Source organism: Seminibacterium arietis, assembly GCF_042675725.1.
Taxonomy (GTDB): Bacteria; Pseudomonadota; Gammaproteobacteria; order Enterobacterales; family Pasteurellaceae; genus Seminibacterium; species Seminibacterium arietis.
The window spans coordinates 1-15000 of record NZ_JBHTJN010000026.1 but is presented as its reverse complement, the minus strand read 5'-3'; the positions used below and the strand labels follow the sequence as shown (position 1 = coordinate 15000).

The 15000-nt window shown below is 34.7% G+C and carries 11 protein-coding genes and 2 pseudogenes; 5 read left to right on the top strand and 8 right to left on the bottom strand.

Annotated features, from left to right (window positions below; genetic code table 11):
- Positions 1-18 precede the first annotated feature (18 nt).
- The 3 genes from mreC to uvrA form a co-directional block, all read right to left on the bottom strand.
- Complete coding sequence (gene mreC / locus ACFQ02_RS08490; RefSeq protein ID WP_380821777.1) at positions 19-1044, bottom strand: rod shape-determining protein MreC; 1026 nt, start codon at positions 1042-1044, stop codon at positions 19-21.
- Between the two features lie 70 nt (positions 1045-1114).
- Positions 1115-2167 carry a rod shape-determining protein gene (locus ACFQ02_RS08485; RefSeq protein ID WP_380821774.1) on the bottom strand — a complete coding sequence of 351 codons (1053 nt, stop codon included), beginning with the start codon at positions 2165-2167 and terminating at the stop codon, positions 1115-1117.
- 158 nt (positions 2168-2325) lie between these two features.
- A complete protein-coding gene (gene uvrA, locus ACFQ02_RS08480) occupies positions 2326-5157 on the bottom strand; it encodes an excinuclease ABC subunit UvrA (protein WP_380821771.1) in 2832 nt (943 codons plus the stop codon).
- Positions 5158-5327: 170 nt separating this feature from the next.
- Between uvrA and ACFQ02_RS08475 the strand changes: the two genes are divergently transcribed.
- From ACFQ02_RS08475 to ACFQ02_RS08455, 5 genes and pseudogenes are all read left to right on the top strand, one after another.
- A complete protein-coding gene (locus tag ACFQ02_RS08475; protein ID WP_380821768.1) occupies positions 5328-5822 on the top strand; it encodes a single-stranded DNA-binding protein in 495 nt (164 codons plus the stop codon).
- A 151-nt stretch (positions 5823-5973) separates the two neighbouring features.
- Complete coding sequence (locus tag ACFQ02_RS08470) at positions 5974-7245, top strand: site-specific integrase (protein ID WP_380821765.1); 1272 nt, start codon at positions 5974-5976, stop codon at positions 7243-7245.
- Positions 7246-7586: 341 nt separating this feature from the next.
- A pseudogene (locus ACFQ02_RS08465) lies at positions 7587-8756 on the top strand (site-specific integrase); the annotation flags it as partial.
- 1 nt (position 8757) lies between these two features.
- Positions 8758-10797, top strand: coding sequence for an integrase (locus tag ACFQ02_RS08460; protein WP_380821763.1), 2040 nt, complete (start codon positions 8758-8760; stop codon positions 10795-10797).
- A gap of 1 nt (position 10798) precedes the next feature.
- Positions 10799-11203: a hypothetical protein gene (locus ACFQ02_RS08455; protein ID WP_380821760.1), complete on the top strand. Its 405-nt coding sequence runs from the start codon at positions 10799-10801 to the stop codon at positions 11201-11203.
- A gap of 128 nt (positions 11204-11331) precedes the next feature.
- On the opposite strand, the pseudogene ACFQ02_RS08450 reads toward ACFQ02_RS08455, so the two are convergent.
- The 5 genes and pseudogenes from ACFQ02_RS08450 to ACFQ02_RS08430 form a co-directional block, all read right to left on the bottom strand.
- Positions 11332-12371: pseudogene (locus ACFQ02_RS08450) on the bottom strand (IS481 family transposase).
- Between the two features lie 223 nt (positions 12372-12594).
- Positions 12595-12969, bottom strand: coding sequence for a hemagglutinin repeat-containing protein (locus ACFQ02_RS08445; protein ID WP_380821757.1), 375 nt, complete (start codon positions 12967-12969; stop codon positions 12595-12597).
- Complete coding sequence (locus ACFQ02_RS08440) at positions 12917-13183, bottom strand: hypothetical protein (RefSeq protein WP_380821754.1); 267 nt, start codon at positions 13181-13183, stop codon at positions 12917-12919. The genes ACFQ02_RS08445 and ACFQ02_RS08440 overlap by 53 nt, the downstream gene beginning before the upstream one ends.
- A 79-nt stretch (positions 13184-13262) precedes the next feature.
- Complete coding sequence (locus ACFQ02_RS08435; protein WP_380821751.1) at positions 13263-13646, bottom strand: hypothetical protein; 384 nt, start codon at positions 13644-13646, stop codon at positions 13263-13265.
- Positions 13646-14560, bottom strand: coding sequence for a hypothetical protein (locus ACFQ02_RS08430; RefSeq protein ID WP_380821748.1), 915 nt, complete (start codon positions 14558-14560; stop codon positions 13646-13648). Before ACFQ02_RS08430 ends, ACFQ02_RS08435 begins: the two co-directional genes overlap by 1 nt.
- Between the last annotated feature and the right edge of the window lie 440 nt (positions 14561-15000).

Below are 15000 nucleotides of genomic sequence, written 5' to 3'. Positions count from 1 at the left end.
ATCCATTGTTTCCAACTGCTATTCTAGTTGTTCTACAGGTACATCCATTGGCAAAGTTTGATCAATATGAGTTTCTGTTTCATCTTGTGAAGAAGTTGCTTCAGGTTGAACTGTCACTTTTTCTTTTTTCAATTTATTGATCTCTGAACCTTGATTTCTAAGCCTTTGACGTACAACATCACGCACTTCTTCTGGCGTTATTGACCCAACTTTTCTCATATCTTCATTAGAAGACCATAACAATAATACATATCGTAAACGCTCAATAGAGGCTAAAGGACGTGCAGTAATAGTCGCAAAATAATTTTTTCCATCACGAGAAACGTTCTCTACAACGGCAACAGGATAGCCTTCAGGAAAACGTCCACCTAATCCAGATGTAACTAATAAATCACCCTTAACTATATCAATAGAGCGAGGTACATTATCCAATACTAATTCATCGCTATGTCCTGTACCACTGGCAATTACTCTTACGTCATTTCGCAGTACTTGCACAGGAATAGAGTGAGTGACGTCTGTTAACAACAAAATCCTACTAGTATGGCGACCTACTGAAATAATTTGTCCCACTAGTCCCTTTTCATCAATCACTGGTTGCCCAACATAGGCTCCATCATCTTTTCCTTGATTGATTACAACTTGCTGACGATAAACATCTGTTTCTGCGGTTAGAATTTCTGCAATTTTCTTATATTCATCTGTTCGCAAAGGAGAATTAAGCAGCAATCGTAATCGTTGATTTTCAACTTTCAATTGATCAAGTAATAATAAATTCGCATTCTTTTCTAATAATTGCTCACGCAATACTTTATTTTCAATTTGTAATTTTGTGCTATCTACTAAATTTTGAGAAACATTATCCAACAAAGTACGAGGCGTATTAGCAAGATAATAAAGTCCACCTACGGAAGTCTCTAGCAAAGAGCGAAATTTAATCATGCCATGATTCTGACCATCAGATAAAATTAAGGCGAGAGAAACAAATATCGCCAATACTAAGCGAATGCTTAAAGAGGGAGCTTTGGTAAAAATGGGTTTCATTGCATTACTATGAAATAAAATGCAGTTCTTTTATAAATCTTATAAAAAAAGAACCGCACTTTAATAGGTATTAAAAATCATCACTGAAAATATCACCACCGTGGACATCAAACATTTCTAATGCTTCACCACCGCCACGAGCGACACAAGTCAATGGTTCTTCTGCTACAATTACAGGCACTCCAGTCTGCTTAGAAAGCAAAATATCAATATTACGCAACAACGCACCACCACCAGTTAATACCATACCTCTTTCAAAGATATCTGCTGCATGTTCTGGTTGACATTCTTCAAGTGCAGTACGCACTGCTGTAACAATACCATTTAAAGGTTGCTGAACTGCTTCTAGCACATCCTGTGAATTGAGTCTGAAAGTCCTTGGTGCACCTTCTGCTAAATTATGGCCGTGTACTTCCATCTCTTTAATTTCATCGCCTTCTTGAATATAAGCTGTGCCAATCTCTTGTTTGATTCGTTCCGCTGTTGGCTCGCCAATAATTGAGCCAAAAGTGCGTCTAACATAAGCAATAATAGCCTCATCAAAACGATCCCCGCCAATTCGAACCGATGACGAATACACTATACCGTTTAAAGCTATCACTGCGACTTCTGTTGTACCACCACCAATATCAATAATCATTGATCCAGTAGCCGTCGAAACAGGTAATTTTGCACCGATTGCCGCAGCCATTGGCTCTTCAATTAAATGAACTTCTCTTGCACCTGCACCGATAGCTGATTCTCGGATCGCACGTCGTTCCACCTGTGTTGCTCCCGCTGGAACACAAACCAACACACGAGGACTTGGTCTCATAAAATTACCACTATGTACTTGTTTAATAAAATATTGCAACATTTTTTCTGTTACTGAGAAGTCTGCAATCACACCGTCTTTCATTGGGCGAATCGCCATAATACTTTTAGGAGTACGACCTAGCATCATTTTTGCATCCTTACCTACAGCTGCAATACTCTTTAATGCTCCGTTACGTTCTTGACGAATAGCTACTACTGAAGGTTCATCTAGCACAATACCTTTCCCCTTCACGTAAATTAAGGTATTTGCTGTACCTAAATCAATAGAAAGATCATTTGAAAATAAACCTCGAATTCTTTTAAACATAAACATTCCGCAATATAAATTAGATTAAAAAAAACTCTCAACAGAGAACATGAAAAAAATTGTGCTAAATGTATCAAAAAATTAGCATCTATAACAGATCTTTTTCAAATAAATCTAATAAAACTTACCGCACTTTACTCCAAAATAAATATGATCTTTTAGCCTTTTGCTAAAATTGCTTTTAAAAAACGAGCAGTATGAGAGTTCTCCACTTGAGCGACTTGTTCTGGCGTCCCCGTTGCGATAATTTGTCCTCCTCCACTGCCGCCTTCAGGTCCAAGATCAACTATCCAATCAGCAGTTTTAATAACATCTAAATTATGTTCAATAATAATTATTGTATTGCCTTGATCCCGTAACCGATGTATAACTTCAAGCAATTGCTTTATGTCAGAGAAATGTAATCCCGTAGTAGGTTCATCAAGAATATAAAGCGTTTTTCCTGTATCTCGCTTTGATAACTCGGTGGCTAACTTTACTCGTTGTGCTTCACCACCAGATAAAGTAGTAGAAGATTGCCCTAAACGAATATAAGACAACCCAACATCAATGAGAGTTTGTAACTTGCGTGCAATCGCAGGAATTGCATCAAAAAATTCTCGAGCTTCTTCAACCGTCATCTCTAAAACTTGATGAATAGTTTTTCCTTTATAGCGAATTTCTAAGGTTTCTCGATTATAACGCTTACCTTTACATTGATCACAAGGAACATATACATCAGGCAAAAAATGCATTTCTACTTTGAGTACACCGTCACCTTGGCAAGCCTCACAACGACCTCCTCGCACATTAAAACTAAATCGACCTAGATTGTATCCTCTTGCCCGAGATTCTGGAACACCAGAAAATAACTCTCTAATTGGAGTAAATAATCCTGTATAAGTAGCAGGATTAGATCGAGGAGTTCGACCAATAGGACTTTGATCAATATCGATCACTTTATCAAAGAACTCTAATCCTTCAATCGCTTTGTAAGGAGAAAACTTAACATTTTCTGCTCTATTTAGTGCCTGTTGAGCAAGTGGGAACAAAGTATCATTAATTAAAGTTGATTTTCCCGAACCAGAAACACCAGTTACACAAGTTAGTAGTCCAACTGGAATTTCTAAATCTACATTTTTTAAATTATTTCCTGATGCACCGAGCAATTTTAATATTTTTTTTCTATCAACTGCGGTTCGTTTATTAGGAATTTCAATTTTCTTTGCACCAGATAAAAATAATCCTGTTAATGAATTTGGATTTTCCATAATTTCCTTTGGTGTTCCTTGAGCAACAATATGCCCACCATGAACCCCTGCACCAGGACCAATATCAATAACATGATCTGCAGCCATAATAGCATCTTCATCATGTTCAACTACAATGACTGTATTACCTAAATCTCTTAAATGAAGCAATGTATTTAATAATCGCTCGTTATCACGCTGATGCAATCCGATAGAAGGTTCATCAAGCACATACATAACACCAACTAATCCCGCACCAATTTGACTAGCTAAACGTATCCGTTGAGCTTCTCCACCAGATAACGTTTCTGCTGAACGAGAAAGAGATAAGTAATTCAACCCTACATTCACTAAAAATTGCAATCGCTCTTTAATCTCTTTCAAAATTTTATCTGCAATTTGAGCTTTTTGACCAGAAAGTTTCAGCTCTTCAATAAAACTTAACGCTTCACCAATACTTTTTTCAGATACAGCAGGTAAATTAGTTTCACCAATATAGACATGACGAGCTTCTAAACGCAAACGAGAACCACAACAATCAGTACAAGGTCGACTACTGATATTCTTTGCCAATTCCTCCCGCACTGATAAAGATTCTGTTTCTTTATAACGCCTTGCCATGTTATTTAAAATCCCCTCAAAAACATGACGACGTAAAACAACATCACCTCGATCATTCATATATTGAAACTCAATTTCTTCTCTATCAGAACCATACAAAATGATTTGGCGAATTTTTTTTGGTAGTTGCTCAAAAGGTTTTTCAATATCAAAATCATAATGTTTTGCTAAAGATATTAACATTTGATAATAATAGAAGTTTCTACGATCCCAGCCTTTCACTGCTCCTCTAGCTAATGAAATAGTAGGATTTTGAACTACTCGATTTTCATCAAAATATTGTTGAATGCCTAATCCATCACAAGTTGGACAAGCTCCAGCAGGATTGTTAAAAGAAAATAAACGAGGTTCTAGTTCAGGTACAGAATAACCACAATGTGGACAAGCAAAATTAGCTGAAAAAACCAATTCCGATTCAACAGGGTTATCCATATTGGCGATAATTGCTGTGCCACCAGATAACTCCAAAGCGGTTTCAAAAGACTCCGCTAAACGAGGTGCTAAATCTGACCGCACTTTAAAGCGATCAACTATCACTTCAATAGTATGTTTTTTCTGCAATTCCAATTTCGGTGGTTCTGATAAGTCCCAAATTTCTCCATCAATTCTAGCTCGAATATAGCCTTGAGCTGCTATATGCTCCAAAATTTTTACATGCTCACCTTTACGGGCTTTGATCACAGGTGCTAAAAGCATCATTCTATTTCCCTCAGGCAGAGACAATACTTTATCCACCATTTGACTAATCGTTTGAGCCGCCAGTCGTATATTATGATTAGGACAGCGAGGCTCTCCTACTCTTGCGAATAAAAGACGCAAATAATCGTGAATTTCAGTGATAGTTCCCACTGTTGAACGTGGATTATGTGAAGTAGATTTTTGTTCAATCGAAATAGCAGGAGATAAACCTTCAATATGGTCAACATCAGGTTTTTCCATTAAAGATAAAAATTGACGGGCATAGGCAGATAAAGATTCTACATAACGTCGCTGCCCTTCTGCATATAAAGTATCAAAAGCAAGAGAGGATTTTCCTGAGCCAGACAGTCCTGTAATAACAATTAACTTATCACGCGGAATGACTACATTAATATTTTTTAAATTATGAGTTCTGGCCCCTCGAATATCAATTTTTTCCATGATGTCTATTTATTTTATTAACAATTTTAGATTTTCGATCATTATCGCATACTTTCAAAAAACTGTGCAAATATCCAGTAAAATTAATTTAACTAATAGATCTTTTTTTTATTTAATGGCAAAATAGAACGAATTTTTATGAATAAGAAAAAAGTTAGGTAGAGGATTCTATGGCTGGAGTAAATAAAGTAATTATTGTGGGTAATTTAGGAAATGATCCTGAAATAAGAACTATGCAAAATGGCGAAGCTGTTGCTAATATTAGTGTAGCAACCAGTGAAAACTGGATTGATAAAAATACTAATGAGCGTCGTGAAATCACAGAATGGCATCGTATCGTGTTCTATCGACGTCAAGCGGAAATTTGTGGTGAATATTTACATAAAGGTTCAAAAGTATATGTAGAAGGAAGACTCCGCACTCGCAAATGGCAAGATCAAAATGGTCAAGATCGATACATTACTGAAATTCAAGGCGATGTATTACAAATGTTAGATAGCAAGTCTGACCGTAATCAGACTGGTGGCTATACACCTAGCTCCGTAACAAAACTAACGCAACCAAAAACGGGATACAGCCAACCAACATCTTATTCACAACCAAAGCCATCTCCGTCACTTTCTCCAACGCCTGAAGACAGCTTTGACGATGATATTCCTTTTTGAGATACGTATATATCTAAACTGTCAAAATAAATCATAGAATATCTAGGTAGAGCCTTGTAAAACAAGGCTCTACTTTTTTTTACATTTATTTTGACTAGCTATATCTTTGTTGTTAGTATTTATATATATTTTTTTGTAAAATTGAAGTCATATGCATAGATTAGAAACAATCCTTTTTACGAATGGGGAACGCTTTCCTTTATTGGTTAATAAAAAAACAGAACTACCTGATTTCTATTCTACTTTGTGGGTTACTCTAGAATTACGATATTCTGCCGTAAATACAATTAGAAACAAATTAGTGACCTTACAATGGTTAATGGAGTGGGAAAATAATAACCACTTAATAATCAGTGATTTAGTTAAAAACGAAAAACTGCTGACCGAAAGTGAATTAGAATCTCTTTTTAGGCACATGCAAATAAATGCTGCTAAACAGAAAAAGACTAACTATGTAAAGAAGCGTTTTGTTACAAAGGGACGCACTCAGTTTATTGATAGCTATCCATCTGTATCGCTTAGTCATAAATATAATAGGCTAACTACTCTTTCAGACTATATTTTATTTCTATCTAAAAGCATAAAAATCTCCGACGGATACAGGAAAAATTTAATGGAAATTATCTCATTAATTAAAGCTCATAGACCTAAAAATCATAAAGTACCCTTAATAAAATCAGAGAGTGAATTACCTGATGGACTTTTAGATGAGTTTATGTCTATTGCAAATTTTTCAAATCCGAATAATCCATTTAGAGATATTGGCATTAGAAAACGAAATCATTTAATGTTTATTTTACTAAAAGAGCTTGGTATTAGAAGAGGTGAATTACTATCAATCAAAATGGATTGTATTGATATAGCGACAGCTAGACCTTCAATTCTTCTTAAAAGAACACATGATGAAAAATATGATACAAGAAGGAATCAGGCTGTAGCTAAGACAAAAGAGCGTAGATTACCTATTTCAAATCATATAGCTCAACTTATAGATGATTATATTATGAATTATCGTTCTAAAATTTCTTATGCAAATAAACATCCTTATTTATTTGTAACTCATCGTAAAGGAAAAACATTAGGTCACCCTATTAGTGTAAGTTCGTTTGACAATGTTATTGTTCCAACAATGAAAAAAGTAAATCAGAAATTTTCTATTATTCATCCACATATATTTCGCCATGAATGGAATCTAGAGTTTTCTAGAAAAATAGATAAAAATAATGCTGGTTTAAACCATAATATTTCTCATAAAGACTACATTTCACCTGAAAAAGAGGCAAAAATGAGACAACATCTAATGGGGCACATATCGGAAAAATCAGCCCATATTTATAACCAACGTTATATTCGTGAAAAAGCTAATAAAATTTTATTAGAGATACAGAAAGATTTCCAAGAAAAGGTCAATAATTATGAGTAAAAATAAATTTCCAATAAAATCAAGAGATGGATATGAATTTTATAAGCATGAAAATTCCTAGCATATCAGTAAAGATATTATAATTAACTTTTCTCAAATTGTATTAGATATAGATAAGAAAACACTAAATGGTTTTAAGAAAACATTGGCTATATATGCTGAAAAATACTCTAGTTATCATACCATTAATATGTATAAGAGATTTAAAGAGCTAGTAATAGATACCAATTTAAAAGTAATTGATGTCCCAGCGATATTAAATTGGAAAGCTATCTTAGGAAAAAAATGAATGGTATTTAGGCACATTAAAAGGATTTTTACTCTCTTGGTATGAATATGGATATGATGGGATTGATAAATCTGTAGTCTCCTTACTTGAAAGTTTTACCTTAAGTGGAAATGATAAAGGAATATCAGTATTAACAAGGTGCCCTTACACTGGTGCATTTACTCAAAATGAAATTTTAGCTTTAATGTTTGAGCTGTCTAGGCTCTGGAAAGAAGATCTTATTTCATTTGAAACATATGCCTATATTCATTTATTACAAGCTACTGCAAGACGACCAATACAAATACGTCATTTGAAATTTGAGGATCTAAGAAAGGAAATATCAGAAGGTACTTGGAATTATTATCTATATATACCTAGTGCTAAAAAAAGAGGTACTCTATTTAGAGAGAGTTTTAAAAAACTGGCTATAACAGAGGATTTATACCTAATTTTGTTGAATTTTATAGAGCAACAATATAATAAATTACTAAAAATTATAGATGAGAAATTTATTGTTAATCACAAAATGAAATTACCAATGTTCATAAATTGGAAATGTCTATTAGGAAATATAGAAAATAAGATGTTTGATTTATCTTTATTGGATAAAGATATTTTCCATTATTCCTCTTCCGAATTAGAATTTCGTGTATTGCGTAAATTCTGTATCCTACAAAAAGCTATTTCAGAGCGAACTGGTGAAATTATTCATGTTAGTGCTAGAAGGTTTCGTTATACCCGAGGAACAAATTTGGGACGAAAAGGTGTCGGTGCTCATATCATTGCAGAACTTTTAGACCATTCTGATACACAAAATGTCAAAGTTTATACTGAAAATACAGCAGATACCGTTCAATACATCGATCGTACTATAGGGAAAGATATGGGAAAGTTAGCCCAAGCGTTCGCAGGAAAAATTATAGAGAATTTATATGAGAGTGAAAGAGGGCATGACCCTCAATCATTTATAACCAATAATGGTTCAGATACAATTGGAGCATGTGGTACAAATAAATTTTGTATAAGTAGCTATGAGAATTGCTATTTATGCCCGAGATTTAGACCATTACTTAATGGCCCACATCAAGAAATTTTAGATAAACTCTATAAGGAGAAGGAAGAGCGCTTTAAAAAAACTAAGAATATAGATTATGCCTCTTCTAAAGATCGTATTATTTTGGCTGTCGAATATGTAGTTCAAGCTTGTAATGAGATGAAAAGAGTTAGGGGGAAACATTAATATGAATAATCCAATTTTTACTCCAATACATAATAATCCTGAATTAAATTTAGCCAAATTTATTGATTTTTGTAAAAATAGACTTACTGCCTTTGGGAATGACTGCTGTAAAAACAATCAATGGAAGGCAAAGTTTGGTATATATTCGGTTCAAGTTCGTTTTTCTACAGATAGAATTAAGTCGACAGCCTATAAATATAAGCCATTATCAGAGCCATTTATTGATTTCGCAAAGGCATATATTCTTTATACATATTCTCTACAACCAATTAGACAATTAGCAAGACACATTGAAGCATTACGTTTAGTTGAAATAGCTCTTTACAATGTAAAATCTAGTGCAAACATATTACTCTTAGATTATTTAGTCATTAGAGAAGTTGAGTCTTTATCTATGAAAAAATATGAAAAAGGCTCAGACTCAATTAATAAATTGGGATATCAACTTGAAAAATTATTCGATTTTTGTCGAATAAATTATATTACTCCTAATTTACCCATATGGAACAATCCTTATAAGTACCCGAGAGACTTAACTATACTGCTTGATGAAAAGGGAAAAGAATATCGCTCTCAAAAAATGCCAACAGATGAGGAGATGATGTTGGTAGCAAAATTGTTTCATGATGCCCCTAATTTGGACAAGGAAACAGAATACTATACAGCTATTATGGCATTACTTATGGTTGCACCATCTCGTTGTTCAGAGTTAATGTCTCTTTCTATTAATTGTTTAGAATGGGAAGAAGATAGCCTAGGAAATAAACAATTGGGTATTCGCTGGATACCGGCTAAAAATGGCAAGGAGGGGTTAAAATGGATTCCTAGTAGTATGCAAGATGTCATTGTAGAAGCTGTTAAACGTTTAACGGATATTAGTTACCTTGCTAGGAAAGCTGCAAGGTTTGCTGAGGAGAATCCTAATAAGTTGATGTTTTTGGATACCAACATCCAGTCAGACTCTTCTTTATTAATGAAATCTTTAACTGAGATTGAAATAGGTAATATCTTAGGAATTGATGGAAGAAATGGAATTAATACTAAATGGTTTAAAAAGCTAATGAATGAAAATAATGGAATTATAACTTATGATACCCTAGGAAGGTTTTTATATAGAAAATACACTTCAAAATTTAATTTTTGGCCGTACGCAGATAAAAATAAAAAGGTTAAAGTCTCCGAAACATTATTACTATTTAGGGAAAACGAGTTTCATGATGATTTTTCACCTAAAAATTTTTCCTTTATTTTACCGACTGTTAATCAAATTAATGATAGATTCTGCTATTCAGAGACCAGACCTAAAACATCATTATGGGAAAAACATTGCATAGGAACATCAAAAGGTGAATTCATCAAATTACCATCACATAATGCAAGACATTGGCTAAGTACAAAAGCGGAAAGAGGAGGTATGGATGAACTAACTTTAGCTAATTGGGCAGGAAGAGCAAGAGTTGCTGATAATAAATTTTATGACCATAGAACAGAAAAGGAAAAAAGTGAAGAGACTAGAGATTTATTAATTTCGGAAGATATTTCAATTTTAGATAAAATTCATTTAAAACTTCCTATTACCTATGAAGATTTAGGAAAAGATAGAGTTGGAGTTGCGATCATAACAGAAATAGGTGTTTGCGAACATGATTATGCAATGTCTCTATGCTCACGTCATGGTGAATGTGAAACATGTAAAGAACTTGTTTGTATAAAAGATCTAGAATCATCTTTAGAAATCTTAAAAGAGAGAGAACAACTACTTATGGAACAATTCACTAGAGCTAAAAAACATCATAAAATGGGGTATTTTGGTGCTGATAGATGGATAAGTAATTTAGGGTGGCGACTAACACATATAAGAACAAAAATTAAGTTTTTAGAAAATAATGATATCCCGAATGAGGTACTATTCAGAATGCCTGACGAGTATGATCCATCACCAGTGAAATTATCTTTGCTAGAAAAAGGAATGTATGTGGATATTCAAAAAGAAGAAACAGCCAAATTAGATGATGATTTATATAGATTGATGGAGTTTTAATATGCCGAAGATTCTTATTACAGAAGAAAATTTAGAAGAAATTTTATTACTCATCAATACGTGGGATAGTAAATTAACATGGGACTTACTTTGTCATAAAGTTGCAGAATTATTAAATGTTAGAAGTATTGAGAGACAATCTTTGGCAAATTATCCAGATATTCAAAAAGCATTTAGTAAACGAAAACAAAAAATGAAAGAACAGGAAGCTGCTATTCCTGAAAAAAATGTAACTATAGATTATCTACAAAAGCAGGTAAATAATTTAAAGGCTCAAGTTCAACGCTTAGAGGAGATTAATGATAGATATAAAAAAACATTTGTTATATGGCAATATAATGCTTATATGAAAGGTATGACAGAGAATGATTTGAATAAGCCATTAGTAGCAGTAAATAGACAATAAATTATTATGATTAGGGGTATCTTGCTAAATATTTAAGGACAACGATAGTACCGCTTACCATCAATAACAAGTGTAGAAGATCAAACCTAATCTGACAGTCCCCGTTTAAAATCACAGTGTCTGTCAGATTAATTTGAGCTTAAATGCTTTTCCGCCCAAATCCGTTTTCCATCAAGTAATGTTTCCATCGGTGTTCTGCCGCAGCACATTTTTCCTTGATGTATTCGATGATGATTATAATACATTAACCATTCATCTAAATCCGCTTGTAATGTTGCTAAATCCATATAGATTGTCTTCCTAAATACGACTTGGTAAAACTCTTGTAAAATCGTCTTATGGAAGCGTTCGCAGATACCATTCGTCTGGGGATGTTTCACTTTCGTTTTCGTGTGTTCTATGTCATTTATCGCTAAATAAAGCTCATAATCGTGATTTTCCACCTTGCCACAGTACTCACTGCCACGGTCAGTAAGAATACGCAACATCGGTAATCCTTGGGATTCAAAGAACGGTAGAACTTTATCATTGAGCATATCTGCTGCACTAATCGCTGTCTTCATCGTATACAGTTTTGCAAATGCGACTTTACTATAAGTATCAATAAAGGTCTGTTGATAAATGCGTCCAACCCCTTAAGATTCCCCACATAGAAAGTATCTTGTGAACCTAGATAGCCCGGATGAGCCGTTTCAATTTCGCCACAAGCCACGTCGTCTTCTTTTTTACGCTCCAAGGCTTGAACTTAGTTTTCACTCAGAATAATGCCTTTCTCAGCAACTGCTTTTTCTAACGCCTTTAAACGCTGTTTAAAGTTAGCGAGATTATGGCGTAGCCAAATAGAACGCACACCACTGGCTGAAATAAAAATACCTTGTTTACGGCGTTCGTTACTGACTCGTACCTGCCCAAATGCCGGATTATCGAGTGCAAACTTCACAACAGCTTGCTCTGTTGCCTCATCCACACGATTTTTTAGATTAGGAACACGCCGATTTTGATTGAGTAAGGCATCCACTCCACCTTGCTCAACCGCTTGTTGATAGCGATAGAATGTATCTCGACTCATGCCCATTACCTTACAGGCTTGAGCGATATTGCCCAGTTCTTCTGCTAAATTTAATAAACCAGTCTTGTGTTTAATAAGGGGATTGTTAGAATAAAACATGAGAGTTTCCTTTTTTGTTTAGATTGAATTTGGACACTCATATTCTAAACGGGAAACTCTCACTTTTTAGAGTGAATTGTCAGATCAAGTCTGATCTTCTACATCTAAGGCTTGTTTAGCAGCCATCACACCATTGTCAACGCTGATAAACGAACTTTGCTTTTCAATTCACTGTAGTTTTGAATATCTTGGTTGTCAGTATGCAGGATTGGAAACTGTTGTTTTATTTATCCGTTTGGCTTTCGCCATTGCCGTAGCCTTTTGCCACATTGCCACCTGCCGTAACACCAAACACAAAACCGCTTGAGCCGTAGCTGATTGCTACCCCAGCATTAAAGCCGCTGGATTTGTTTTTACTTCGTTCAAGGTGATTTTCATCCACGGCTAAAATATCCACATCGCTTTCAGCTTTCAGAAGCGTACCACCTCTGCCTGAGACATCGCTACCTGCAATCGTTAAGGTCGAGTTTTTGCCGTCTCCTTCGGTTTTGATATTGACCTTACCGCTGGCGTTAATTTGGCTTTTCTCTGCCTTGTTCCCTTTGCTATGTTGGGTTTCGACACTTTTTTGCTCGCCATAAGTTATCGATACACTCACATCTTTGGCTGAGGGCTTGTGCTGGGTTTTGCCCCATCGCTTCGGCTAACTTGCCCACTTGCTCTGCGGTTCGCCACGCCTCAAAACTGGCATTCACCGCCCCTAATGCGTTGATTCGGTCGTTTTTACTGCTACCCACCGATTTTGCAGAATTTACGCTTTTTTCGACCGCTTGTATCGCTTGCACCACAGGAATATTCACCGCAATCGTCACCCCTTTCTGCTCATAAGTCCGTTTGTAGTTACTTTCATAATCTGAACGTGCTGCGGTGATCTCATAAGAAAAATCACTCCTAATTCCTATATTTCATATTATTTATACATATTTTTGTGTTATTACCATCCTGAGCCAGACACCAAGATAGTGGCGGTCTAAATCTATATCCAAGAGCATAAAGACAATCTGAAAAATAAGTATCCTCTAAATCTATATATTCTTTATAAAGCTTATACTCATCTTGATTTGAGTAAACTTCTTCCCAATTTTTATCTCCCTTATCAAGCAATTCTCTTTGAGTTGAATTCAACTTATCATAAGATTCACGCTGACAGTGTTTCCAGTCCCCAATGTTATAAGTCCCATAGACTTTTTTCCAAAAGTTACTTGAATTTGGTGAACCATTTGCCAAATAACAACCAGATAAAATTAAGGCTATGATAAATAATGTAATTCTCATTATTCATCCTCCTTATCTTTCAATAATTTTTCATTACTAAAATGGATAGTATTTGTCTTAGGCTCAGTATGTTTCCAAATGTCCTTTTGATAGTTTTTTATGCTATCAACCTTCTCTTTTAATACTCGTCCTTGCTTATCTGTACTTAAAAACTTGATGACAGTATCATCTTTATAATAAGCAGTATTATGATCCCCAGTTAAAATCCTACCCGGTATTCTTGAAAAATTATTTCCCGTTGTATTGGTGTTGCCAATTCCAATACTCCAACTTCCCGGTAAATATGGTAATCCTAGTCCTGTACCAACAATATCGCCCGGTGCTACCGCATATTCCACTTTTCCATCTCTAAATAAAGAGGAGGCTTTCTCTGTATAACCTTGATCATATAAACCAAAAGATAATCTACCTCCAATGGTTTTATTTGTCATCGGATAAGACGTATCCACTGTATTAGCGGTTAATGTCGTATTATCGAATTTCATCCCTTTATAATTTGCCCAGTTCATCGCATTCTTTGTGCTTGAAACACCTAAACTATGTGAAAGATGTTTTAAATCTACCTGTGCATTCGGATTATTGCGGTTATATTCTTCCAATAATCCCCAAACTTTTGCTTGCTCTCGGCTGGCATTTGAAGCTCCGAAAATACTCGGCATATCCAAGCCTGCTCTTAAACGCTCAAATACGGTGTAAATCAGTTCAGATTGAAGTGAGGTATAAGGTTTTCTGACCACTAAAACATCATTTTCTAAATAATCTTTGCCTCCATATTGAATAGCCCCTTGCAAGCGGTCATCATCTTTCTTATTCATAATGCCATGTGCGTATATTCTTGCTAATTGTTCATTTTCTATATTCATTATATCGATCACAAATTTCTCTAAATTTATAGCAGTATTTATAACTGGCATTAAATACAAACCCTTTATTTCTTAAACAAATGGCATATTTCCTATTTGATTGTTTTTTATTTTCTACGCCTATAACTTCAGGAAAGCCCGAAATATCTCTTATTTCAAACCCTTGAAGAGATTCACGAAAACAGGATACATGAATGTGATCAGGTAAAGGTTCCTTTGTATCTATGTGTCTCCATACATCTTCATTCCAATAAGATGAATAAGCCGGCATTAGATCCCAAACTAAACAACTAGTTATAAAGAACGGGGCAAATAAGTAAATGATAATTCTCATTATTTTCCCTCATTAACTTTATTAAATTCCCTAATACCACCATTAGGATAAATTTTATTTAAAGTATCTCTAGCTTGCTCCCGTTTTCTTTCATCTTCTTGATTATCAATTTTATAAACATACTTCAAGTTATTTATATTCTGATTAGCTTGAGAAT